The sequence below is a fragment of the Solibacillus sp. FSL H8-0538 genome (assembly GCF_038003525.1).
GTDB lineage: Bacteria > Bacillota > Bacilli > Bacillales_A > Planococcaceae > JBBOPI01.
Window position 1 is genome coordinate 500,304 of sequence record NZ_JBBOPI010000001.1, and the last position, 25,361, is coordinate 525,664.

Annotated in this window: 23 protein-coding genes, 1 pseudogene, 1 riboswitch and 1 other annotated feature; of the genes and pseudogenes, 9 read left to right on the forward strand and 15 right to left on the reverse strand. The window is 40.8% G+C overall.

Annotation, left to right across the window (positions count from 1 at the left end; all coding sequences use genetic code 11):
- The first annotated feature begins 277 nt into the window (after positions 1-277).
- The 4 genes from MHH87_RS02345 (at position 278) to MHH87_RS02360 (ending at position 5,352) form a co-directional block, all read left to right on the forward strand.
- Positions 278-1,231, forward strand: coding sequence for an L-threonine 3-dehydrogenase (locus tag MHH87_RS02345; protein ID WP_340747725.1), 954 nt, complete (start codon positions 278-280; stop codon positions 1,229-1,231).
- A gap of 142 nt (positions 1,232-1,373) precedes the next feature.
- Complete coding sequence (locus tag MHH87_RS02350; RefSeq protein ID WP_340747726.1) at positions 1,374-2,327, forward strand: 2-hydroxyacid dehydrogenase; 954 nt, start codon at positions 1,374-1,376, stop codon at positions 2,325-2,327.
- Between the two features lie 29 nt (positions 2,328-2,356).
- Positions 2,357-3,505: a glycerate kinase gene (locus MHH87_RS02355; protein WP_340747727.1), complete on the forward strand. Its 1,149-nt coding sequence runs from the start codon at positions 2,357-2,359 to the stop codon at positions 3,503-3,505.
- Positions 3,506-3,735: 230 nt separating this feature from the next.
- Positions 3,736-5,352, forward strand: a complete 1,617-nt coding sequence (locus MHH87_RS02360) for a long-chain fatty acid--CoA ligase (RefSeq protein WP_340747728.1) — start codon at positions 3,736-3,738, stop codon at positions 5,350-5,352.
- 54 nt (positions 5,353-5,406) lie between these two features.
- Here MHH87_RS02360 and MHH87_RS02365 read toward each other — a convergent pair.
- From MHH87_RS02365 to MHH87_RS02410, 10 genes and pseudogenes are all read right to left on the reverse strand, one after another.
- A pseudogene (locus tag MHH87_RS02365) lies at positions 5,407-5,649 on the reverse strand (IS5/IS1182 family transposase); the annotation flags it as partial.
- Between the two features lie 333 nt (positions 5,650-5,982).
- Positions 5,983-6,189 (reverse strand): sulfate permease, encoded by a 207-nt coding sequence (locus MHH87_RS02370; protein ID WP_340747729.1) that lies wholly within the window; start codon positions 6,187-6,189, stop codon positions 5,983-5,985.
- A 30-nt stretch (positions 6,190-6,219) separates the two neighbouring features.
- Positions 6,220-7,377 carry a tryptophan synthase subunit beta gene (trpB, locus tag MHH87_RS02375; RefSeq protein ID WP_340747730.1) on the reverse strand — a complete coding sequence of 386 codons (1,158 nt, stop codon included), beginning with the start codon at positions 7,375-7,377 and terminating at the stop codon, positions 6,220-6,222.
- Between the two features lie 13 nt (positions 7,378-7,390).
- Positions 7,391-8,173, reverse strand: coding sequence for a tryptophan synthase subunit alpha (gene trpA, locus MHH87_RS02380; RefSeq protein ID WP_340747731.1), 783 nt, complete (start codon positions 8,171-8,173; stop codon positions 7,391-7,393).
- Entirely contained in the window at positions 8,170-9,357 is a 1,188-nt protein-coding gene (gene trpB / locus MHH87_RS02385; RefSeq protein WP_340747732.1) for a tryptophan synthase subunit beta, read from the reverse strand. Before trpB (MHH87_RS02385) ends, trpA begins: the two co-directional genes overlap by 4 nt.
- The gene (locus tag MHH87_RS02390; RefSeq protein WP_340747733.1) at positions 9,354-9,971 is read right to left on the reverse strand and encodes a phosphoribosylanthranilate isomerase; all 618 of its coding nucleotides are present in this window, start codon (positions 9,969-9,971) and stop codon (positions 9,354-9,356) included. The genes trpB (MHH87_RS02385) and MHH87_RS02390 overlap by 4 nt, the downstream gene beginning before the upstream one ends.
- Complete coding sequence (trpC, locus tag MHH87_RS02395) at positions 9,968-10,762, reverse strand: indole-3-glycerol phosphate synthase TrpC (protein ID WP_340747734.1); 795 nt, start codon at positions 10,760-10,762, stop codon at positions 9,968-9,970. Before trpC ends, MHH87_RS02390 begins: the two co-directional genes overlap by 4 nt.
- On the reverse strand, positions 10,759-11,796 hold the full coding sequence (gene trpD, locus MHH87_RS02400; protein WP_340747735.1) for an anthranilate phosphoribosyltransferase: 1,038 nt from the start codon (positions 11,794-11,796) through the stop codon (positions 10,759-10,761). Before trpD ends, trpC begins: the two co-directional genes overlap by 4 nt.
- 5 nt (positions 11,797-11,801) lie before the next feature.
- On the reverse strand, positions 11,802-13,175 hold the full coding sequence (locus MHH87_RS02405; RefSeq protein ID WP_340747736.1) for a chorismate-binding protein: 1,374 nt from the start codon (positions 13,173-13,175) through the stop codon (positions 11,802-11,804).
- A gap of 183 nt (positions 13,176-13,358) precedes the next feature.
- Positions 13,359-13,565 (reverse strand) — a binding site (T-box leader).
- A gap of 184 nt (positions 13,566-13,749) precedes the next feature.
- Positions 13,750-14,232, reverse strand: a complete 483-nt coding sequence (locus MHH87_RS02410) for a QueT transporter family protein (RefSeq protein WP_340747737.1) — start codon at positions 14,230-14,232, stop codon at positions 13,750-13,752.
- A gap of 7 nt (positions 14,233-14,239) precedes the next feature.
- A riboswitch (PreQ1 riboswitch) is annotated at positions 14,240-14,285 on the reverse strand.
- A 306-nt stretch (positions 14,286-14,591) separates the two neighbouring features.
- Between MHH87_RS02410 and MHH87_RS02415 the strand changes: the two genes are divergently transcribed.
- From MHH87_RS02415 to MHH87_RS02430, 4 genes are all read left to right on the forward strand, one after another.
- Positions 14,592-15,602 carry an ABC transporter substrate-binding protein gene (locus MHH87_RS02415; RefSeq protein ID WP_340747738.1) on the forward strand — a complete coding sequence of 337 codons (1,011 nt, stop codon included), beginning with the start codon at positions 14,592-14,594 and terminating at the stop codon, positions 15,600-15,602.
- A 120-nt stretch (positions 15,603-15,722) separates the two neighbouring features.
- Positions 15,723-16,766, forward strand: a complete 1,044-nt coding sequence (locus tag MHH87_RS02420; RefSeq protein WP_340747739.1) for an ABC transporter permease — start codon at positions 15,723-15,725, stop codon at positions 16,764-16,766.
- The gene (locus tag MHH87_RS02425; RefSeq protein WP_340747740.1) at positions 16,759-17,553 is read left to right on the forward strand and encodes an ABC transporter ATP-binding protein; all 795 of its coding nucleotides are present in this window, start codon (positions 16,759-16,761) and stop codon (positions 17,551-17,553) included. Before MHH87_RS02420 ends, MHH87_RS02425 begins: the two co-directional genes overlap by 8 nt.
- A gap of 217 nt (positions 17,554-17,770) precedes the next feature.
- Entirely contained in the window at positions 17,771-18,697 is a 927-nt protein-coding gene (locus MHH87_RS02430) for a nuclease-related domain-containing protein (protein ID WP_340747741.1), read from the forward strand.
- 652 nt (positions 18,698-19,349) lie between these two features.
- On the opposite strand, the gene ilvA is transcribed toward MHH87_RS02430, so the two are convergent.
- The 5 genes from ilvA to thiD form a co-directional block, all read right to left on the reverse strand.
- Positions 19,350-20,612 (reverse strand): threonine ammonia-lyase IlvA, encoded by a 1,263-nt coding sequence (gene ilvA, locus MHH87_RS02435; protein WP_340747742.1) that lies wholly within the window; start codon positions 20,610-20,612, stop codon positions 19,350-19,352.
- A 184-nt stretch (positions 20,613-20,796) separates the two neighbouring features.
- Positions 20,797-22,152, reverse strand: coding sequence for a YjiH family protein (locus tag MHH87_RS02440; protein WP_340747743.1), 1,356 nt, complete (start codon positions 22,150-22,152; stop codon positions 20,797-20,799).
- 283 nt (positions 22,153-22,435) lie between these two features.
- Positions 22,436-23,146 carry a bacillithiol biosynthesis deacetylase BshB2 gene (gene bshB2 / locus MHH87_RS02445; RefSeq protein WP_340747744.1) on the reverse strand — a complete coding sequence of 237 codons (711 nt, stop codon included), beginning with the start codon at positions 23,144-23,146 and terminating at the stop codon, positions 22,436-22,438.
- Between the two features lie 13 nt (positions 23,147-23,159).
- Positions 23,160-23,510 carry a YojF family protein gene (locus MHH87_RS02450; protein ID WP_340747745.1) on the reverse strand — a complete coding sequence of 117 codons (351 nt, stop codon included), beginning with the start codon at positions 23,508-23,510 and terminating at the stop codon, positions 23,160-23,162.
- 107 nt (positions 23,511-23,617) lie between these two features.
- The gene (gene thiD, locus MHH87_RS02455) at positions 23,618-24,448 is read right to left on the reverse strand and encodes a bifunctional hydroxymethylpyrimidine kinase/phosphomethylpyrimidine kinase (protein WP_340747746.1); all 831 of its coding nucleotides are present in this window, start codon (positions 24,446-24,448) and stop codon (positions 23,618-23,620) included.
- Between the two features lie 175 nt (positions 24,449-24,623).
- Here thiD and MHH87_RS02460 point away from each other — a divergent pair, with 175 nt between their 5' ends.
- On the forward strand, positions 24,624-25,307 hold the full coding sequence (locus MHH87_RS02460) for a uracil-DNA glycosylase (protein WP_340747747.1): 684 nt from the start codon (positions 24,624-24,626) through the stop codon (positions 25,305-25,307).
- The last annotated feature ends 54 nt before the right edge of the window (positions 25,308-25,361 follow it).

The window sequence follows — 25,361 nt, forward strand, 5'->3', positions numbered from 1 at the left end:
GCATATAATAATTGTAAAGATGTGCGGAGTCGAAAAAATGAAAGAACGGCGATTAAAATTATATTACAGTAGCAAACAAAAGAGCTAACTCAGTTACAATGAGTTAGCTTTTTTTCTCGAAAATGGTAATGGATTAATAATTTTTTTTAGTGGTTGTCTTTTTAAAAAGAACAACGTATAATAATTTTCATCGAAAAGCTTGTATAGAGCGTAAAAAACGAGTTCATTTGTATTTTTACAGTGTACAAATGTTTTACATCAGAGGAGGGTACTCAACATGAAAAAAATAATCGTAACGGGTGCGTTAGGTCAAATTGGTTCAGAATTAGTAGGAAAGCTTCGTGAAACATACGGAACGGATAATGTTTTAGCAACAGATATTCGTAAAATTGGAAACAGTGCAGGACCATTTGAAGTATTAGACGTAACAGATGGCCAGCATATGCATGACTTGGCGAAAGATTTTGGCGCAGATACAATGATTCATATGGCAGCTTTACTTTCAGCGACAGCGGAAAAAAATCCGGTGTTTGCTTGGAATTTAAATATGGGCGGGCTAATGAATGCGCTTGAAGTTTCGCGCGAGCTTGATATGCAATTTTTTACACCGAGCTCAATCGGTGCATTTGGGCCTTCAACGCCAAAAGACAATACACCACAAGATACGCTACAACGTCCGTCAACAATGTACGGCGTCAATAAAGTAGCGGGTGAATTATTATGTGATTATTACCATACGCGTTTCGGTTTAGATACACGCGGTGTGCGTTTTCCAGGATTAATCTCATACGTAACGCCTCCAGGTGGCGGTACGACAGATTACGCGGTGGATATTTATTACAAAGCAATTGAAGAAGGCCGCTACACTTCATATATTGCAGAAGGCACGTATATGGACATGATGTATATGCCAGATGCACTGCAAGCGATTGTCGATTTAATGGAAGCAGATGGTTCTAAATTACAGCACCGCAATGCATTCAATATTTCAGCGATGAGCTTCGAGCCGTCACAGATCGCAGCCGAAATTCAAAAGCACATCCCAGGCTTCCGAATGAGCTATGATGTAGATTTAGTGCGCCAAGCAATTGCTGATAGCTGGCCAAATGCAATCGACTCATCAGCCGCTGTTGCAGAATGGGGCTTTAAAGCACAATATGATTTAGCAAGCATGACAACTGATATGCTTGAAAAACTAAAAAAGCAACTTAAGAAAAAAGCGATTTCTTAAAATAATGAAATAGAATCCCGAGTAGGTCCACTTTTTAAAGTGTTCACTATTCGGGGTTCTTTTTGTTAGCAGGAATATGTGAATTGAAAATGGAAGTATTAGAATGTGGTAGGAGCTTACATATTACAACGGAGGTATGAAAATGAAACCAAAAGTGTTGATAACACATGAGTTGCCAGGGGATTCCATACAAAAATTAAAAGAAATTGCAGATGTAGAGATTTTAGAGGATTCTAACGTCAACAAAGCCGTGCTAATGGAGAAGATTGTCGACAAAGAAGCCATTATCTCCTTTTTAGGTGATGAAATTGATCAAGATATTATTAAACAGGGAAATAAATTAAGAATTATTGCTAACTATGCTGTTGGCTTTAATAATATCGATGTTGAATCAGCAAAAAAATGTGGAATTATTGTAACGAATACACCTGACGTATTAACGGATTCTACAGCGGATTTGACGTGGGGTCTTATCATGGCAATTGCGAGAAGAATTCCTGAAGGGGACGCTTTTGTAAAGAATAACTTATTTAAAGGGTGGGAGCCGCAATTATTAATCGGACAAGCCGTTTCAGGCAAAACGTTAGGCATTATTGGGATGGGGAGAATTGGCCAAGCTGTAGCAAGACGTGCAAATGGATTTCAAATGAAGGTGCTATATACAAAAAGAACCCGATTAACAGAAGCGGAAGAACGCTCATTAAATGCAGAATACTGTAGTTTAGAAGAATTACTACAACAATCCGATTTTGTTTCCTTGCATACACCTTTATCAGACGCTACAAAACATTTAATAAGAAAAGAACAATTAGACTTCATGAAGCCAACAGCCTATTTAATCAATACGTCACGCGGAGCTTTAATCCATGAAAAAGACTTAGTAGAGAAATTAAAGGCCAAGGAAATTGCTGGAGCTGCTTTAGATGTATTTGAGGATGAACCTAAGTTAGCACCGGGATTAACTGAGTTAAAAAATGTTGTCTTAACGCCCCATATTGGAAGTTCTACGATTGAAACGCGAATACAAATGGCGGACTTAGCGATTGCAAATGTCATAGCTGTACTTCAAGGGGAGAAACCGCTAACGATGGTTTAACTGTCCACCGTATTTCAAAGGAGGATAAAATGAAAATTGTTATTGCTCCAGATAGTTTCAAAGGCTCTTTAAGTGCACTAGAAGTATGCGAATGTGTGAAGAAGGGTATTGATAAAGTCCTTTCTAATGTTGAAGTTATAAAAGTACCATTATCAGACGGTGGTGAGGGAATAACCCAAACGCTTATAGAAGCAATAGGAGGAATATATGAACATCATATCGTGGCAGATCCATTAAAACGAACTGTGAAAGCGTATTATGGTGTACTAGGAGACAAAGAAACTGCAGTTATCGAAGTTGCTCAAGCTTCTGGTCTCGTGCATCTGAAACCCAGTGAAAAAAATCCATTAGTTGCTACAAGCTTAGGTACTGGCCAATTATTAATGCATGCTGTAAAGAAAGGTTATCGTAAATTTATCATTGGTTTAGGTGGCAGTGGTACGAATGATGGAGGTATTGGGATTCTTATAGCTCTAGGCGTTCGTTTTTTTGATAACAGCGGTCAGCTAATTGAAATGAATCAAGTAGCTGACATTTTAAAAGTAAGAAAACTACACTTAGAAGAAGTGCCAAAAGAGTTCAATGACTGTGAATTTTTGGTGGCTAGTGATGTATCAAATATTCTTTGTGGACCAAATGGCGCTACTACAATTTTTGGACCGCAAAAAGGTGTAAATCAGAGCAATCATCATATTTTAGAGAGGGCTTTGAAACATTTTGGAACAATATTAGAGGAACAATTTCAGGATACTGTATTAAACTTTCCTGGTAGTGGAGCTGCAGGTGGTATCGGGGCGATATTTAAAGCAATATTTAAAGCTAGATTCTCATCAGGTATTGAGCTAGTAGATAAATATACCGAATTAGAAAGTAAGATTGCAACTGCGGATCTAATATTTACAGGAGAAGGTAAATTGGATACTCAAACGTTATCTGGAAAAGTTATTTATGGAGTAGGCAAATTAGCAAGTAAATATGAGAAGCCCGTAATTGCTTTATGTGGAGTGAATGAATTAGATGATAAGGGACTTGATACATTAAATTTGATCGCTGCATTCTCGATTGTCAAAGGCCCATGTACAGTTGACTATGCAATAGAAAACGCAGCTGAATTAGTAACCAATCTAACTGCTAACATCGTAAGAACTATACTGATTTTTAATAAAGGGAATAAGTAAAAAAGCCATCTCCTAGTAGCATTATGCTTACAAAGGGAGATGGCTTTTTGGTAGATAAATAAGGACAGCATCTCGCCCGATTTTAGGGGGATTTGTAAATGAACAAATAGAGAATAAACTATTAAAACGAGAAAAAATAATTAAATTTGACGGAATATACACTCAATTCAGTATAATGTACTAAACTAGTATTGTTGGGGGAAATATCAAATATAAGGGGGACAAATATTATGATGCAAACACCGTTATTATTAAATGATTTGCTAAAGCGTGCAGAAATGTATTATGCGCACAAAGAAATAATTTCACGTACAAGCGACACAATGACACACCGCTTAACATACGGCGAGTGGGGGAAACGTACGCGGAAATTAGCCCATGCACTAACAAAACTCGGTATGAATCAAGGGGATAAAGTAGCTTCGTTCGCCTGGAATCAACATCGCCACCTAGAAGCCTATTTTGCTGTACCGTGCGCGGGTGCTGTGCTGCATATGGTCAATATTCGTCTATCAGCAGAGCATATTAGCTATATTATTAATCATGCTGAGGACGAAATCATTTTAATCGATCAAGATTTAGTACCATTAATTGAAGAGATTCAACTTGAACTAAAAACAGTGAAGCATTTTGTCATTATGGCGGACGGGGATTTGCCAGAAACGACATTGCCAAACGCGTTGTCTTACGAAAAATTATTAGAGGAAGCGGATGAAAACTTCGAATTCCCAACAAATATTGATGAAAACGCACCAGCGAGCATGTGCTATACAAGTGCAACAACGGGCAATCCAAAAGGGGTTGTATACACGCACCGTTCACTAGTGCTACATAGTACGATGCTATCAATGGTTGATACGATGGGGATTGGTGAGCGCGACGTTATTATGCCAATCGTGCCAATGTTCCACGTAAATGCATGGGGAATGCCGTTTGCAGGCGTGAATGTCGGTGCCACACAAGTATTAATTGGGCCACAATTTACTCCGGGCTTAATTTTAGATGTCATTGAGCAGTACGGTGTCACAAAAACAGCAGGCGTACCAACGATTTGGCTAGGTGTTGTTCAAGAAATGGAGAAGCGCGCACGTGATTTGTCTAAGCTGCAAACGATTTTCTGCGGCGGCTCGGCTTCACCAAAAGGACTAATCCGCACATTTGAAGAGAAATTCGGTGTCAATTATGTCGTTGTATACGGTATGACAGAAACGTCGCCCATCGTCTCACTTTCAAACTACTTAGCGAAAATGGATGATTGGTCTGTTAGGGATCAAATCGATGCACGCGCCATGCAAGGTTTAACCGTGCCAGGTATTGAATCAAGCATTGTGAATGAAGAAGGCGAAGTGCCATGGGATGGTGAAACGATGGGGGAGCTGCGTTTACGTGGACCATGGATTGCGAGCGAATATTATCAAGATGAGCGCACTGCTGAAGCTTTTAAAGATGGCTGGTTGTACACCGGTGATATCGCTGTTCGTTCAAAGGAAGGTTTCATTAAAATTACAGACCGCACGAAGGATTTAATTAAATCTGGTGGGGAATGGATTTCATCTGTAGAGTTAGAAAATGCGTTAATGTCACATGATGCTATATTTGAAGCGGCAGTAATTGCAATTCCCCATCCAAAATGGCAGGAGCGTCCGTTAGCATGTGTTGTGCTAAAAGAGGGTGTGGAAGTTTCGAAGGAAGAACTCATGGCGTTTTTAGCAGATCAATTTGCAAAATGGTGGATGCCAGATGATATTGTGTTCTTAGAAGAAATTCCGAAAACATCAGTAGGGAAGTTTTTAAAGGCCAAGCTTCGTGAAAACGTGAAGGAAATTTACCCACAGCTGTCATTTTAATTAAATTTGATGATGGCATGGTGGATGTGCGTGAACTGAAGTGACTGTCACCCGCACTAAATGGACGTCTGATACATCAAAAATTGCTTTTAATAATAGGGACTTAAACATGCGAATTTAGGGAAGATGAATCGCGTTCTGTCCGTTGTCTAAACAATATTTTGTTTTTAACTCTTCTAAAATGAGTGGAAATCAACAAGTTTATTGATTGGGGGGGAGCATGTTATCTTTTGGCACAACAATATCGTAAATCGCCATTAATGGGCATAAGTTGAGTGTTTCTTGGTTTGAAATCATCGGGAGCACAACCTGTAATTCATTCGTTTTATTTTACAAGAAAATCACTCTTTTTGGATAAGAGAATGATACATTCATTCTTAGCGTTTACAAGTTGATTGGAGTGGAGGCGACGGCTTCTAGGGGATTAGCGAGCAGCTTGAGACCCTGGACTGAGCGTAGCGAGGGAAGCGGCTCAAGGCTCGCCCCCAGAAAAGCGTTCGCCGCAACGGAAATCAACGACATCGAAGAAAAAAGCCAGTTCTTGAACGATGTCTCGTTCAAGAACTGGTTAAACTAATTTATAGACTTTTTCGGTACCCTCCAAAAAATCAGCGCGTTTCTTCATTTTTCTTATGCTGGTTTCGAGCGCTTATAGTTTTTACTACTAACTATTCCTAAATTAAATAGTACAAACACCATAATTAAGCGGTAGACGAGGAGACCGTATTGCTTAATCGTCGTTGTTTCAGTAAATAGCTGAGGCATATTTTGAACGATCAAATAAATAAAATATCCAGTAAGGCCGAAAAATAGTAAGCTTACGAAAAAATCTTTCATTTATTCTCACCTCCATCTCTCACGTTTACCTTATTTTAACATATTAAATACTTGCTCAACATCTTTATCACCGCGGCCTGAAATATTAACGATAAGGCTATCTTCGGATGATAGTGTTGGGGCTAATTTCAGTGCATGGGCAACCGCATGTGAGCTTTCAAGTGCCGGAATTATGCCTTCAACTTTTGATAGCGTTTGGAAGGCTTCTAGCACTTCTTCATTCGAAATCGTTACATATTCAGCGCGGCCTATTGAATGTAGGTAGCTATGTTCTGGTCCGACACCTGGATAATCTAGGCCTGCAGCGATTGAATACGTTGGTAGTGGATTGCCTTCTTCATCTTGAAGCACCATGCAGCGGAATCCATATAAATTACCAGGTGAGCCTTCTGTAATTGAAGCTGCTTTATCTGGTTCCACACCGATTAGACGTACTTCAGTGTCATCAATATAGTTAGCAAATGCACCAATTGCGTTACTACCGCCACCACAGCAAGCAATCACTGCAGTAGGAAGTTTGCCTTCTTTTGCTAAATGCTGCTCCTTCGATTCCTTACTAATCACTGATTGGAAGTGTTTCACCATCGTTGGGAATGGATGAGGTCCTACTGCTGAGCCTAGTAAATAGAATGTATTCTCATAGTTTTCGACTAAATCAGCAAAAGCCTCATCTACAGCTTCTTTTAAGCGACCTTGACCTTTGTCCACCGTGACTACTTTCGCACCAAGTAGCTCCATACGGAATACGTTTAATGCTTGGCGTTTTGTGTCCTCAGAGCCCATATAAATTGTGCAGTCCATACCAAACATTGCACAAACGGTAGCTGTTGCTACACCATGCTGACCTGCGCCAGTTTCAGCAATAACGCGTTTTGCGCCCATACGTTTCGCGAGTAAAATTTGGCCAAGTACGTTATTAATTTTATGAGAGCCGGTATGGTTTAAATCTTCACGTTTTAAGTAAATTTTCGCCCCGCCACATTGTTTTGTTAAATTTTCGGCAAAGTAAAGTGGTGATTTACGGCCAACGTATTCCGTGAAGTAGTAGTCAAGCTCAGCTAAAAATTCAGGATCATTTTTATATTGCTCAAATTGCTCGTCTAAAATATTGAGTACATTTTGTAGGGCTGGGGGTACAAAGCTCCCGCCAAATTCGCCGAAATAACCTTTTTCAGTTGTCGTTGTCATAATAATTCTCCCCTTAGTTTGAAGTAGAAAGCTGCGTTGCTTTAATTAGTGCTTCAATCGTTGCCCAATCATCGTTTACAAGCGCATCGACGATTTTACTGCCGACAATAACGCCGTCTGCAAATGCACCAAATTGCTTCACATGTTCAGGCGTTGAAATACCGAAGCCGGCTAATACAGGAATGGAGCTCGCTGCTTTTAGTTGATTAAAATGGTCAGCAAGATTTTCAGCAAAGCTTGAACGAGCACCCGTAATGCCGTTTACTGTTACCGCGTAAATAAAGCCTTCACTAGCACTGGCAAGCTGGGTTATTCGTTCAGCTGGACTTGTTAAAGAAATCAGCTGGACAAGAGCAATCCCTGAATTTTTTAATGTAGGGTGGATTATGTTCATTTCCTCCATTGGCATATCTGGAATAATGACACCGCGAATTCCTGCACGACTTGCATCTGCTGCAAAGCTTTCAGCACCGTAAGCTAAAATCGGATTTAAATACGTCATCGCAACAAGCGGCACAGTAATTTCATCCGCAAAGGTAATTAGTGTTTCAATGACTTTTCGTAAAGTTGTGCCGTGCGCTAAAGCGCGTTTACCAGCTTTTTCAATTGTTGGTCCGTCTGCAACGGGATCTGAAAACGGAATCCCTACTTCGATTGCGGTTACGCCAAGCTCTTGCAGACGTAAAATCGTTGGCTGTAATTTTTCAAGTCCGCCGTCACCTGCCATAATATAAGGAACGAACGCTTTGTCCCCGCGTGCATTTACTTTTAAAATTGCCTCTGTTACAGCTGTCATGAAAGGTCACCTCCGAATGCATCCACTAACGTGTGCACATCTTTATCGCCACGCCCTGATAAACAAACAACAACAACTTCTTCAGCAGGACGTGTTTTTGCAAATTGTGAAGCATAATAAATCGCATGTGCACTTTCTAATGCCGGTAAAATGCCTTCTGTTTCGCACAATAGCTTTACACCTTCAAGTGCTTGTGCATCGGTAACGGATGGATACTGCGCACGACCGCTTGCATGCAAATGACAATGCTCTGGTCCAACGCCTGGATAATCAAGCCCAGCAGAAATTGAGTGTGCTTCTTGTACAAAGCCGTTGTCATCTTGTAATAAATACATAAATGCCCCGTGCAGTACACCCATTTTTCCTACGTGAATTGCCGCTGCATGCTTATCTGTATCGACACCAGCGCCGGATGCTTCAATCCCATAGAGCGCCACGTCTTTATCTTCGATGAACGGGTAGAACATGCCGATTGCGTTACTGCCCCCACCGATACAAGCAATGACTGAATCTGGTAAACGACCTTCTTGTTGTAAAATTTGTGCACGTGTTTCATCCCCAATAACACGTTGGAAATCACGGACAATTGTTGGGAACGGGTGGGGCCCCAATGCTGAGCCTAAAATATAATGTGTATCTTCAACATGTGTAACCCAGTGGCGAAGCGCCTCGTTTACAGCATCTTTTAGGGTAGCTGAGCCCTTGTCAACGCCGACCACTTTTGTTCCAAGTAACTCCATACGGAATACGTTTAGCTGTTGACGTTTTACATCCTCTGCCCCCATATAAACGATGCATTCCATATCTAGTAGGGCACAGGCAGTAGCGGTTGCCACACCGTGCTGACCAGCGCCGGTTTCTGCAACAATTTTCTTCTTGCCCATACGTTTTGCAAGCAGGGCCTGTCCAAGTGCATTATTAATCTTATGTGCACCCGTATGATTCAAATCTTCACGCTTTAAATATATTTTTGCTCCGCCAACGCGCTTCGTTAAACGTTCTGCATAATAAAGCGGTGTTTCGCGACCTACGTATTGTTTTAAATAATAGTCTAACTCTTGTTGGAAGGCAGGATCCTGCTTTGCTTCCTCGTACGCTTGCTCTAATTCAATTAACGGTGTCATTAATGTCTCGGGAACAAATTGTCCGCCAAATTTACCGAATCTTCCTTTAGTCGTTGTCATGAAATCCTCGCTCCTTTAGCTGCCTGTAGAAATGCTTGAATAAGTTCGTGATTCTTTTGTCCATCTAGCTCAACCCCGCTTGAAACGTCTACGCCAAATGGCTGCACAAGATTAATTGCCTCAGCAATATTTTCAGCACGTAAGCCACCTGCTAAAATAACTTTTTCCTTTGGGATGTGTGCTTCTTGAAGTAGTGACCAGTCGAATGTATGGCCACTGCCACCGCGGAAGTCTGTGCCTGGAGCATCAAATAAATAGTAGTCCACGTTATAACGTACGGCTTGTTCAATATCTTCTTTTGTACGAATGGAGAAAGCTTTAATTGAAGGTAGTCCAATTTCCGTAATAAATTCAGGCGTTTCGTCCCCGTGATACTGTACATAATCGAGCGGCACCGTTTTCGCGAAATGCTCAATTGCTTCGCGTTCTGCATTGACGAACACACCGACCTTTTTGACATGTGGGGGAATTGCTTTCGTGAGCTCGGCTGCCTGTTCAACTGTAATTTCACGCTTGCTCGGCGCAAACATAAATCCGATAAAATTAACACCTGCTTCAACAGCGGTTTCAATATGTGCGCGTTCTTTTAAGCCGCAAATTTTTACAAATGTCATACCGTTTCACCAAACTTTTTTGATATGTCGATTTGTAACGATTGTAGGTCTGCCACAACATCACCACTGCGCATAAGTGATTCGCCAACAAGCACCCCTTTTGCGCCAGCATTCGCCACGCGAGCCGCATCTTCTGCGTTCCAAATACCACTTTCACTAATAAACGCTACACCATCTGCTGCAAAATGCTTGGCAATTTCTTCAGTTTGGATTAAATCCACTACGAATGTTTTTAAGTTGCGGTTATTCACGCCGATAATTTTCGCTTTTAATTTTAGTGCGCGCTCCAGTTCTTCGACATCATGCACTTCGACTAAAATTTCAAGACCGAGGTCCGTTGCGTACGCAAAAAGGGAAGCGAGCTCCTCATCTGAAAGCGCTGCGACGATTAATAAAATAACCGAAGCCCCAGCCGCCTTCGCGTAATCAATTTGTACGGGGTCGATCATGAAATCCTTGCATAGCACAGGAATACTGACGGCGTTCACTACATTATATAAATCCGCAAACGATCCTTTGAAAAAAGCTTGTTCTGTTAACACTGAAATACAAGCCGCACCCGCTGCTTCGTATTGAAGTGCCTGTTCTACTGGTTCAATATGCGTTGCAATATTTCCTTTAGAAGGAGAGGCACGTTTCATTTCGGCAATAACTTGTAATTTGTCGGCACGGATTAATGTTTCATATAGAGAAGGGCGCTGTTTTTCGACAACAGTAAAGCTAGGTGTCTGAGCATGTAATCCCGGGAGCTCCGTTTTTTTCTGTTCAATAATCTTGTCTAAAATTGTCATTGTTTCGCACCATCTTTCATTGCATTTTGACTATAGGCAATAACATTGTTTAATTTTTCGAGCGCACGCCCAGAGAAAATACTGTCACGCGCCATTTCAATACCTTCCATCATCGTGTCAGCTAATCCATAAGCGAAAAAGCCAATTCCTGCATTTAATATAACCGTATCAAAATAAACACTTTGTTTACCTGCAAGTAAATCGCGCATGATTACCGCGTTATCAGCAGGACTGCCACCGCGAATCGCAGATAGTGGCTGTGGTGTTAACCCAACATCCTCTGCGCGTAATTTAAACGGAATGATATCGCCGTGATCTAGCAGTACGAATGTGTTTTCACCATCTAAAGAAGCCTCATCCATACCGCAAGAGCCAGATACGACAACTGCACGTTCACGCCCAAGCATATGAAGTACTTGTGCATAATCTGTTGTAAACGCTGGGCGATTAATGCCAACAAATTGTGTTTTTAATGGAACCGGATTTGTTAACGGGCCAGCTAAATTGAAAATTGTTGGCTTACCAATCGCCTGGCGTACCTCACCGATGCGCTTTAATTTCGGATGCATATTTGGTGCATGTAAAAAGGCAATTCCGTGTTTTTGTAGCAAATCAACTGTTTGTTCCATTGTTGGGACAAGCTCAATACCAAGCGCTTCTAATACGTCAGAGCTACCAGAAGAGCTTGAAACTTTTCGGTTGCCATGCTTTGCAACAAGCAGTCCGCCACCCGCAAGAACAAAGGCGGAAGTCGTACTAATATTGAAGCTATGCAAGCCGTCACCACCAGTTCCGCAATTATCGATATAAATGCCTTCAGGAACGTCTACTTGAACCGCATGAGAGCGCATAACAGAAGCAAGACCTGCCACTTCATGAGCCGTTTCACCTTTTTCACTCATCGCAATTAAAAAAGAAGTAATCTCCTCTTTTGGTGTTTCTTCATTAAATACAAGCTGAGCCGCTTCGACCATTTCCTCAAATACTAAATTTCCTTTTTGTACGACGCGCTCAATAAATGGTTGCAATATCATATGAGTCACCCTTGTGCTAGCGCGCATAAAGACTGTGCTTTCATCGCAATTTGCTCCGCTGCATCCTTTGTAGTTGTTTTTGCCGAAATCGAAGTGCCTACTTGTAAATACGCTTTGTTATTTTTAATAAGCATCGTGCGGGCAGTTAGTGCAAAATCAATTTGTCCGTTAAACCCGATATAGCCAAGTGCGCCGCCGTAAAAACTTCGGTGAACTGGTTCAACTTCATCAATGAGCTGCATTGCTTGAAGCTTTGGACTACCTGTTACACTTCCAGCTGGAATACAATGTGCCAATGCGTCGATTGCGTGTAGGGTAGGGGACAACTTGCCTTCCACTGCAGATGTAAGTTGCATCAAATTTTCGGTACGAATGGTTGCTGTATAATTTGTCACCTTAACAGAACCTGCTACACAAATTTTTTCTAAATCTTCCTTGGCTATGTCAACGAGTGCGTTATGCTCGGCAATTTCCTGTGCATTTGAACGTAATTCTTGTTCAATGGCTAGATCCGCTGTTGTCGTGAAGCCACGTGGACGAATGCCAGCAATAGGCTTCGTTGTAACCACACCATTATGAACACGCACTAAGCTTTCTGGCGAGGAGCCGACAATTGTGTGATCGTCAAACTCGATGTAATACATATACGACGCTTGATTGTGAATGCGTAGCTTGCGGTAAAGTGCAAAAGCGTCGCCGTCAAATTCAGTTTCTAAGCGGCGAGATAATACGACTTGAGTGCTATCATTTTTAGCAATTGCTCGTTGCAGTGTTTCGATTTGCTGCTCAAATTCAAGCTCTGTTGTTTGATAGCGGAACGGGCTTAGCGAATAGTCCGTTGACTTAGCTGGTGTTGCATAAAGCAACTGCTCAATAATGGCATCAATATTCGGTTCCTTTTGCTCGGCTTCAATATTTGTATGGAACACGACTAATTCATCTGTTAAATGATCAAAAATAATGAGCGTATCATAAATATGGAAGTTGACAGTCGGAATGCCGATTTCTGTATCGCTCTGTTGGCTATCTAAACTAGTAGCACCGTAGCTAATATAGCCAATTGCGCCTCCCGTAAATGGGTATTCCGTATGATTGGAAATGCGTGGCATCACTTGCTTCAACGAATGGATTAAATCACCTTCATAGCTATATGTTTTATTCGTAAGGTGAGATAGTTCCGTCAATGTCGTACCAGAACCGCTATATGTTTTGCGCGGGTTTGCACCGATAAATGAGTAGCGGCCAGCGCCTTCGCTTTTTGTTGAGCTTTCAAGTAAAAATTTCCGCTGCCCTTGCAAGCGGCTAAAAATTAATATCGGTGTTAACAGATCGCCATTTACTTTTTTCATTGTCGTGCGGAATTTTTGTTTGATTGACATAAAATCACTCCTTCATTTTTTGTCGCTGTTAAATTATATTGTTGTTATTTGGTAGAATCCGCTAGCTTTTTCGCGGGTGAACCAATAAGACCGGAAGTGTAAACGCAGGATGCCACGCTTTTTGCGGCCAATGCGAGTGTAAAAACGCAAAAAAGCCCTCTACAAAAAGAGACTACTCTTTTTGTAGAGGACGATATATGACCGCGTTGCCACCTCAATTGAAGCCTAAGCTTCCACTTCATGTCCTTGTAACGGCAGGAAACCGTCCACTAACTAGCGCTAGCGGCTTTCATAAGGCCCATTCACAAAGATTACACAGACGCGTTTGCACCAACCACGCGCTCTCTAAGCAGGTTATCATTTGCTACTCTTCTTATTCATCAATTTACTCAGCTATACTATTCTCAGCTCTGTCTAGACGGTGGTCACGCTCCCGTGACCTGCTACCGTATCCGAACAATATTAATATTCAAATTGTACGACTAGTTAAGCGAATAAGTCAATATATTCTGAAAATATTTTCTGTTTTAAGACGAAAAAAACCGATCCGCTACAGCAGACCAGTTGAAAAATTTTAGATTAAATTTTTGAAGTTGAGACGTTTGTTTAACGTGTACATAATCGGTACACCGACAGCAAGTACAATAAATTCACCAGCAGCAACGGTTACCCATGTCCAAAAGAACGGTAACTCTAGTGCTAAGTTTAGCTCGAACGCAATAATAAACATCGTACATGTAAACAATAATGTATTAATGAGTAATCTTGCTAAGATATTTTTTACAAACTTACATACGACAATAAAAATCGCCAGTGTAATGATTGAATGTCCAACACCGAAAACAAGATCATACATGCCAAGCGGTGAGGACAGATTTGAAATGAATACGCCTATAATAATCCCAATTGCAAAGCGCGGATTGAACGCCACTAAGTGGTTAAACATTTCAGAAACACGAAATTGTACTTCCGTGAAACCAAATGGGGCAACAAGCATTGTAACAGCAATATAAAGTGCCGCAATAATACCACTCGTTGCTAAAAATTTTACCTTCATTCTTCTATTCCTCCTAGTTTTTTTTACGTGGGATGGTTACGAACCACGGTGTGTTAAACACAAATACCTATATTAATATAGTACAATCTATTCGTCAAATAATGCGGTTAATTGTTGTTGTTAGAAAATTGACACAAAGTTAGTTTAGTAAGTATAGTTTAATTAATTGAGGAATTTAGCGATTTAAAGCGCCAAATTAATAGTTGTGTCGAAAAATATGTGCTACTATATAATTAGAACATTCATAATATTGTTGACTATCTGAAAACGTAGATGTAAGATAGCGATAAAATCACGCTTTATTTGGATGTAACCTAGTGAAGCAAAGTGAGATAGAGAATAATAGGGGGATTTCATTTATGAAACGTAGTATGACAAAATTTTCATTTTTATTGTTCGGTCTTCTGTTTTTACTAGCTGCTTGTGGCAGTGATACAGAATCTACGAACGACACAGCAAGTACTGGTTCATCTTCAGAGCCGGCAACAGAAGAAGCAAAAACATTTAAAATCGGTACAACACAAATCGTGGAACACCCTTCTTTAGATGCAGCAACTGAAGGTTTTAAAGCGGCAATTGCTGACGCTGGTATTAAAGCAGAGTACATTGATAAAACAGCTAATGGTGATAACAGTGCAAACATGACAATCGCACAGCAATTAGTAAGCGAAAACGTAGACTTAATTTTCGCCAACTCAACACCATCTGCACAAGCAGCAAAAGGTGCAACATCTGATATTCCAGTGATCTTCACATCAGTAACAGATGCTGTTGGTGCTGAATTAATCGCTTCAATGGAAGCACCTGGCGCTAACGTAACAGGTACAATCGATTTACATCCAGATACAATTACTAATACAATTGCATATTTAAAAGATTTAGGTGCAAAAAATATCGGAATGGTTTACAACGCTGGTGAGCAAAACTCAGTAGCTCAAATCGCACAAGTAAAAGAAGCGGCAACAGCACAAGGCTTAACAATTGTTGAAGCAGCTGTATCTACTTCAGCTGAAGTAAAGCAAGCTTCTGAATCTTTACTTGGTAAAGTGGACGCTTTCTATATCATTACAGACAATACAGTTGTATCAGCACTTGAATCAGTAATTGACGTAGCAAATGCAAATAAACTTCCATTAATCGTTGGGGAATTAGACTCTGTAGCACGTGGCGGCTTAGCGGCATACGGCTTCGAGTATTATGATATCGGTTATGAAGCAGGACAAATGGCAGCAAAAATTTTACTTGAAGGTGTTGCACCTGCTGACATTCCATCAGCATACCCAGCAAACCTTAAACTAGTAATTAACAAAGCAACAGCTGAACTACTTGGTCTTGAAATTAAACCAGAGTGGAACGCTGAAGTACAATAAATAACAAAGGGGATTTGTGCCCTTCATACCCGAGTAGTGAGAGCGTCGTATCCATGCGACATCGAGGGTGTGGTACAAATGCCTAGACAATAAGAATTAAATGTTAGGAGATGATTCAACGTGTTTACAGCTTTGTTTGGTTCGGTTGAGCAAGGAATCATCTATGCAATTATGGCACTCGGAGTGTATTTAACATTCCGAGTGTTAGATTTTCCGGATTTAACGGTTGATGGCAGTTTCGTAACGGGTGCCGGCACAGCAGCGATGATGATTGTGCTTGGCTACCACCCGATACTTGCTACATTAACAGCAATTGTTGCGGGATTTATTGCAGGATGTATGACAGGGATTTTACACACAAAGGGCAAAATTAATCCGCTTTTATCAGGGATTTTAATGATGATTGCATTGTATTCAATCAATCTACGGATTATGGGACTATCTTCTGATACCGGCGTAACGCGTCCTAATATTCCTCTTTTGAATACAGATACAGTGTTTTCATTGTTCCAAGGGTTCTGGAGTAACCTTGGAATTGATGCGGCAATTTCAGATGCATTACGTGGAATGGGGCTAGAGTCAGTGCCTTCAACATGGGGTACACTTGTCGTCGTGTTAATGTTAACAATCTGCATTAAATTCATCGCAGACTGGTTCTTAAAAACGGAAGTCGGCCTAGCCATTCGTGCAACAGGAGACAATAAACGGATGATTCGTAGTTTTTCTGCGAATACAGATACGTTAATTATTTTTGGTCTTGGTATATCAAATGCACTTGTAGCATTATCAGGTGCATTAATTGCACAATACACAAAATTTGCCGACATTGGTTTAGGAATCGGGATGATCGTGATTGGTCTTGCTTCTGTTATTATCGGGGAAGCAATTTTCGGAACAAAATCGATTGTTCGCACAACATTTGCTGTTGTAGCTGGAGCGGTTATTTATCGGTTAATTTATGCAATTGCGCTACGTGTCGGCTGGCTAGATACAGGGGACATGAAGTTAATTACTGCGATTATCGTAATTTTAGCGCTTGTTATTCCACAAGTGTTGGATAAACGCAAAGAGAAAAAACGTAAGGCGAAACGTTTAGAAGATCGGTTGTCTGCTCAAAAAGCGGGCGCTGTTGCAATCGAGCAAGGAGGGAATCACCTTGCTTAAACTGGATGGCATTAATAAAATTTTCAACGAAGGCACACCGGATGAGAAGATAGCTTTAGATAATATTAATTTGCATCTCGCTCCTGGCGATTTTGTGACAATTATCGGAAGTAATGGTGCAGGGAAATCGACGATGATGAATATGATTTCCGGTGCACTATCACCTGATTTTGGTACGGTAACAATTGATGGGACGGATGTAACAAGACTACCGGAGCATAAGCGTTCGCAGTTTATCGGACGTGTCTTTCAAGATCCAATGGCAGGTACAGCACCTTCTATGACAATCGAGGAAAACTTAGCTATTGCTTATTCACGAAACGGCAAGCGTGGAATGCGAAGCGGGGTAGATCGTAAGCGTCGTGAGTTTTTTAAGGAGTCTTTAGCGAAGCTTCATTTAAACCTTGAAAATCGTTTAAGTGCGAAGGTGGGACTTCTTTCAGGTGGTGAGCGCCAGGCGTTATCTTTGTTGATGGCCACGTTTACGAAGCCGTCTATTTTACTACTGGATGAGCATACCGCTGCACTTGACCCTTCACGTGCAGAGCTAATTACCCGCTTAACGAAACAGCTTGTTGAAGCGGACCAACTAACGACACTAATGGTTACACATAATATGCAACAAGCACTTGACCTTGGTAATCGTTTAATTATGATGGATAAAGGACAAATCATTTTAGAAATCGGCGCAGAACAGAAACCAGGCCTCACAATCCCGGATTTAATGGCTGAATTCGAACGCATCCGCGGCGAAAAAATGAACTCTGACAGAGCACTGTTGGGGTAACACATACATGAACTGTAGGCAAACTCGATGAACGTCGGGCGAGCCTACAGTTTTTTTGTATGAAAGCGATGTTACAGAGTATTTTGAAGATCTTTTTGTAAAATGGATATGATGAAAAGGGGTTTTTGCTAGCTGAAAATCAGTCAAGTTTTACTTTTCGTAATTTGCAAAAAAACAATCAAACAACGTACAATCTCGGAAAGAGGTGAGTACTTTAGTGATTGCACTTAAAAGGGGAGTATCAGAGAAGGATTTGACGTTACAAGCAGCTATTCGCAGAGGTGTAGCAGATTACCAAGCAGAATTGCGGCGTATGCAAACAGGATTAGCCGGCGAACTATATATCGATCAGCGTTGGGAAGACATGAATTTAAAAGGGGAATATTATTTAATTCATGACTACTATGTTCAAATCAATGAAAATATCTCGCATCAAATCGATACTTTATTTCTTTGTAAGAACTTCTTATTATTGCTAGAAATCAAAAATATAGCAGGGCGGATAGATTTCGAGGAGGAGAAGCATCAATTCATTCGAACGAGAGATGATGGAATTGTACAGGGATTTCGTAATCCGATTGATCAAGTAAGACGACATAGAAGGTGGTTGCAAGATTTTATAGGCGGTAGTTTACCAGTGGAATATGCCGTTGTATTTTCTCATTCGAAAACAATTATTGGGCGTGTTCCTAAAAATGAAGCTATTTTTCATGGCAGTGGATTAGAGTCGCATTTATACAAGCTCTTTAGTAAGTATGAAGCGCATGTATCAAGTCAGGAATTGCAACAACTTAGTCAAAAACTATTGAAAATCAAAACGGAGCCGCAAAGGAAGTTAGTGGTTGATTCGTCACGTATACGGAGAGGCGTTCTTTGCAAAAAATGTGATTATCAAGTAGTAATGTTGTTCAACTACGGAAAATTTGAATGTCCTACATGTCGGACGCGAAGCAACGAAGGGTTACTTGAAGCACTGGAGGATTATCGATTATTAGTAAGTGAGTGGATTTCGAATAGAGAGTTTCGGATGTTTTTTGGAATTGATTCAATAGATGCGACAAAACGATTGTTAAAGTCTCTGAATTTAGAGTACGAGGGTTCTTATAAGGATCGGAAATATAGGATTAGGGCTCTTAATTTGTGAAGTTGCCAGTATTTGTCCCGAAGTCGCCAGTATTTTCAGTTTGTCGCCAGTATTTGTTCCGAAGTCGCCAGTGTTACCAGTTTGTCGCCAGTATTTGTTCCAAAGTAGCGAGTGTTTCCAGATTGTTGCCAGTATTTGTCCCGAAGTCGTGAGTATTTCCAGTTTGTCGCCAGTATTTGTCCCGAAGTCGCCAGTATTTCCAGGTTGTCGCCAGTATTTGTCCCGAAGTCGCCAGTGTTTCCAGTTTGTCGCCAGTATTTGTTCCAAAGTAGCGAGTGTTTCCAGGTTGTTGCCAGTATTTGTCCCGAAGTCGTGAGTATTTCCAGTTTGTCGCCAGTATTTGTCCCGAAGTCGCCAGTATTTCCAGTTTGTCGCCAGTATTTGTTCCGAAGTCGCCAGTATTTCCAGCTTGTCGCCAGTATTTGTTCCGAAGTCGCCAGTATTTCCAGTTTGTCGCGAGTATTTCACCCGAAGTCGCCATTGTTACCAGGTTGTCGCGAGTATTTCACCCGAGGTCGCCAGTGTTTCCAGGTTGTCGCCAGTATTTGTTCAGAAGTCGCCAGTATTTCCAGGTTGTCGCCAGTATTTCACCCGAAGTCGCCAGTAAACCCCAAAAAAAACGCTCGGCACTAAGCCGAGCGGACCCCAAAAATTAAACCAGCAACGCAAACAATGTGCTGTCGTTGTTCACTTCTTTGTATTCAAATCCGTTTGCATGCATACGCTCAAGTAGGCCGGCATAATCGTCGCGGTGACCAAGCTCGATGCCAACAAGGGCTGGACCGCTTTCTTTGTTGTTTTTCTTTGTATATTCAAACGTTGTAATATCATCATTCGGTCCTAAAACACCTGTTAGGAACTGGCGAAGTGCGCCTGAACGCTGCGGGAAGCTAACGATGAAATAGTATAGTAAGCCTTCATAAATTAACGATTTCTCTTTAATTTCCTGCATGCGGCCGATGTCATTGTTACCACCAGAAATAATGACGACAACAGACTTACCGCGAATTTCTTCTGCATAAAAATCAAGTGCTGCAACAGATAGGGCGCCTGCAGGTTCTGCGATAATAGCATGCTTATTGTATAAGTCTAAAATTGTTGTACACACTTTGCCTTCTGGAACAGCTACGATATCGTCTAAATACTGTTTGCAAAGGGCATACGTATCATTGCCGACGCATTTTACTGCAGCGCCGTCGACGAATTTATCGATCCAGTTAAGTGCAAGTGGACCCCCATTTCCAAAAGCGGCCTTCATGCTACTTGCGCCAGCCGGTTCAACACCAATAACTTTACTTGATGGTGAAAGGTTTTTTACATAAGCAGAAACGCCAGACATTAAGCCTCCGCCACCGATACTGCCAAACACATAATCAATCGGTTCTTCGATATCATTCATAATTTCAACGGCTACCGTACCTTGACCAGCCATGACGTCAAGATCATCGAATGGGTGGATAAAAATTCGCCCAGCTTCCGCGGAATATGCAAGTGCGCTTTCAGCAGAATCATCAAAAGTATCGCCAGCTAATGTAATTTCAACGAATTCACGGCCGAACATGCGAACTTGATCAATCTTTTGTTTTGGTGTCGTTTTTGGCATAAAGATGTTTGCTTGAATTTCAAGTTTCGCACAGGCATAGGCAACACCTTGTGCATGGTTACCTGCACTTGCGCAAACAATACCTGCCAAACGTGCAGCTTCTTCAATTTTCTTTATTTTATAGTAAGCGCCACGTAGTTTGAATGAACGAACATGCTGTAGGTCTTCGCGCTTGAAGTAAATATTAGCGCCGTACTTTTCTGATAAATAATCATTGTGCTGTAAAGGCGTGTGAACAACAACATCTTTTAAAAAATGATGTGCGATTAAAACATTTTCGACAGCAACTGTCTTTGTTTGTACAACTTCCATCTTTATGTGACCTCCGTTTTGGCTAAAACATTGACTAATTTTATCACAAATACATGATAGAATGTTGGAAAAATTCCGTTAATTTTAAAAAATACTCAAATGTTCATAATGAAAGCGTTTTACTCCAAATTGTCGAAATTTAATCAAAAAAAAACCCGAGCAAACGAGCTCGAGTCTTTTGAAATTAAAATATCAGATGCGCAATTAACGCGATAATTGGTAGTGAAATGATTGTACGGATTAAGAAGATAATAAATAAATCCCATAATTTAATCGGTAATTTAGTCCCTAAAATTAATCCGCCTACTTCTGACATGTAAATTAGTTGCGTTACAGAGACGGTTGCAATAACGAAGCGTGTCATTTCTGACTCAATGCCTGCACCTAAAATTGAAGGTAGCAACATATCCGCGAAACCGACGATCATCGTTTGTGCGGCTTCACCGGCTTCGGGAATTTGAAGAAGCGCTAAAATTGGTTCAAACGGCATCCCTAAAATACGGAAGAAGCTTGTGAATTCAGCAAGTGCTAAAGCGATTGTACCGAATGCCATAATAATTGGTGCTACAGCGAACCACATTTCAAGTACATTTTTTAAGCCAGAACCAACTATTTTGCCTAGGTTTTTATTTTCCTCTGCTTTTTCTAGCGCATTTTTTAAACCATACGTAAACACGTTAAAGCCTTCTGGAACTTCTTCGCGGTTACCTTGAGGCGCAGTGCCATCAATAAATGTGTCTGATTTTCGTTTTAATGGGTAAATACGAGGCATGATAATCGCCAGTAAAATCCCTGAAAAAATAACAGTGCCGTAAAACTCTGCGAAATAATCTTGAATGCCGATTGTTTCAACAACAACTAAACAGAATGTAATCGATACAACTGAGAATGTAGTCGCAATCGTTGCGGCCTCACGTGCGGTATAGTTTCCATCCTCATATTGCTTGCTTGTTAGCAACACACCGATTGTACCGTCGCCAACCCATGATGCTAGACAGTCAATTGAAGCACGACCAGGAATTTTGAATAGTGGGCGCATGATTTTTACCATCATCGAGCCAAAGAAATCAAGTAAACCAAAATCTGTTAGTAGCGGCAGTAGAAGTCCGGCAAAGAAGAATAGCACGAACATGTACGTAACTAGACCGCTAGCAGGATCTAGTAAAACGCCTGCTGTTACATCACTATTAATTTGTGATGGACCAAAATCAAATAAATACATTGTTGCAAAGATTACTGAAAAGACGCGCATGCTTGTCCAGAACCAGTTGACTCGGAATAATGAATCAAATAGATTGATCTTAGCATTTTTTTGTTTTGGGAATGCCTTAATAATAAGAGACCCAAGCGCTGCAATAACAAATACAGTATATGTGAACCAGTGAATGTATGGTTCTACTTTTCCTGCAAGTGTGTTGGCTAAAATGGCGATTGGTACCTTCGTGCCGTCAGCTGTACTAACCGGTGTAATGAATAAGAACACCCCTAAGGAAGACAGAACGATGAAGAGTGACCATATATATAGTGAATACTTTTTCATATTATAACCCCATAAAATTTTATTTTTGAATATTTATACACTATATACCTTGTAAAATGCAGTTGTCTATATTTTTGAATATAGACGGAGTATTCAGAAAAAAACTCCGAATACATTTTGAATATACAATTTGGTGGGAATAATAGTAGATGTATTAACCACAACAATAGTAGAGTATCAACTACATTAAAAAGAGTAGTTAGAGTGAATATTTATACAAAAAATAGAATGCAAAAGCGAGTAGTGCATAAGAGCAACTACTCGCTTTGAAATATTAGTTAAATTACAAATGTGCACTGTCCATTGATTGATCTACCTCGTCTTCATGACGAATAACATAAAATTTCTCCACGTTCAGCCAGCTTTCACTCATAGGCTCACCGTCTTCTATACGTTTCGTCGTTTCGTCCATCATCCAAGCAGTTTGTGAGGCATGTGCGCGCAATGTATCAAGCTTATCCATTTTCACCGAGCTGACGTCAGTTACAATATGCGCCTCACCGTTTTTCTCGATAGTGTCGTTGGCAAAGGCACAGCCGAGAATACGTGGACGCTGTTCTTTTGGCATACGGCGAACTGCTTCCACAACCGCACGTGCAGTAGCTTCGTGATCGGGATGTACGGCGAAACCAGGTAGGAATGTGAAAATTAATGAAGGGTTTAACTCGTCGATTAAATCTGCTACCAGTTTCACCATTTTTTCGTCATCTTCAAACTCAATTGTTTTGTCACGTAGACCCATCATACGCAAGTCTTCAATACCCATTGCCTCACATGCAAGCTTCAGTTCACGGCGACGAATTTCTGGTAGTGATTCACGTGTTGCGAATGGTGGATTGCCAAGGTTACGTCCCATCTCACCAAGTGTTAAGCAGGCATATGTAACGGGAACACCCATATTACGGTATAAACGAATCGAGCCTGCTATAGAAAAGGCTTCATCATCCGGGTGAGGATAGACAGCTAAAATATGACGTTCATTTTGTAAGGTCATGTGCAATTCCTCCTTAATAGGCAAATGGCGTTTCGCTAACTTCGAGCGCGATGGCCAGTTTCCCAGAATAATCAAGACCAGCCATTAGTAGGCGACCTTGTTCGTCTAATTCATAATGTGTAATTCCTTGTGCGTAGACCCAGCCATGCTCCATTTTTAAGCCGACGCGGTGCGGCGTATCTTCAATTACTTTACCAAGCTCATAACGAATTTTAACGTTTCGAATGAAAGCCCCGGCATTAAATACATTTGCATCAAAATGTGTTGCGTAAGACCCGTTCGTCGTTTCTAAATGTATATATACATCTTTGTTCGCAAAAGAATTAAGTAATTCCTGGAGCGCTACAATATTTACTTCCTTCATCTTAACTCTCCTTTCGAATCGTTCTACGTATAAGTATAGTAAAGTTTAAGTATGAATGAAAAGGAAAAGTCACATAAGATGAAATTCATCCAATGTGACTTTTGGTTTTATAGCGTTGTAACAGTTACTTCTGGAGCACCGAAACGAGGTTTTGCGCCGTGCATAACAGGTCCCACATGTTCATTTAATGCCCAGCCATGTTTAATAGCAGCTGAAACGAATTCTTTTGCTTCGATAATTGATTCTTCTACAGAAAATCCATTTGCAAGATTTGCGCATACAGAGGCAGCAAATGTGCAGCCGGCCCCGTGGTTGTAAGTTGACGCTACTTTTTCTGTTTCTAATAGTTTGAATTCATTTCCATCGTAGAATAAGTCTACAGCTTTTTCATGTGCTAATGCTTTGCCGCCTTTAATCACAACGTTTTTTGCACCTAGCTCGTGAATTTTTGCAGCAGCTACTTGCATTTCTTCGATTGTTTTCGGTGTACCAGTGCCAGCAAGTTGACCCGCTTCAAAAAGGTTTGGTGTCACAACTGTCGCGTAAGGAAGTAAGTAATTAATCATTGCTGTTGTGTTGCCAGGATTTAATACTTCGTCGTCACCTTTACATACCATAACTGGATCAATTACGACTAAATTTGTGCCTGATTTTTGAATCGCATCAGAAGCGATTTGGATGATTTCTGCAGAAGCGAGCATCCCAGTTTTGATTGCGTCTACACCCGTTGATAATGCAGTATCAATCTGCATTTTTAATAATTCAGTTGGGAGTGGAGTAACATTGTGGCTCCATGTTTTAGGGTCCATAGTTACGACTACTGTAAGTGCTACCATTCCGTATGTACCATGCTCTTGGAATGCTTTTAAATCCGCTTGCATGCCTGCTCCTGCAGAAGTATCAGAGCCGGCAATTGTTAATGTTTTTTTTAATGACATATATACGCATCTCCTTGAGTTGACTAAAGTTTAGTTATAGTAAATTATAAAGCAGAACTGACTGCATAAAAATGGTCAGAATTATAATTTTCTATACGGTCAGTGCGAAATTGCTATGAATTTAGCTTGTGTTTCTAAAATAAATTATATACCGTGTTAGAAAGAGGTGAATGTCGTGAAAAATCAATTAACAAATGACTGGAAAGTGGTGCTAACTAAAGAATTTGATAAGCCGTATTTTAGCCAGCTCGAGCAATTTTTGCAGCAGGAATATGCAATGGCTACTGTGTATCCCGCAAAAGAAGCTGTATTGCGTGCGCTACAGGTAACGGCATTTCAAGATGTCAAAGTAGTGCTGCTCGGACAAGATCCATATCACGGGGCAGGCCAAGCACAAGGATTAAGCTTTTCGGTACAACCGGGTATACCGCATCCACCAAGCCTTCGCAATATGTTAAAGGAACTCCAGGATGACATCGGTTGTAGCATTCCGCAAGAGGGTAGCTTAATGAAATGGGCACAACAGGGAGTTCTTCTATTAAATACTGTATTAACTGTACGTGAGGGAAAGGCGAATTCGCATAAAGGGCAGGGGTGGGAGTTGTTTACTGATGCTGTAATTGAAACACTAGCCGAGCGAGAAGAGCCGATAGTATTTTTATTATGGGGTAAACATGCGCAAGCAAAACGAGCATTGATTGAACGCATTAGTGTGCATCACATTATTTTAGAAGCCCCACATCCAAGTCCATTTAGTGCACGTCTTGGTTTTTTTGGAAGCAAACCATATTCACATACAAATGAGGTATTAATTCGCCTTGGTAAACAGCCGATTGATTGGAGTTTAGGTAATCAATAAGCTAAACATTTCAATTAAATCATGGTAAAGTGTACTAGAAAGAGAGGGAGTAAA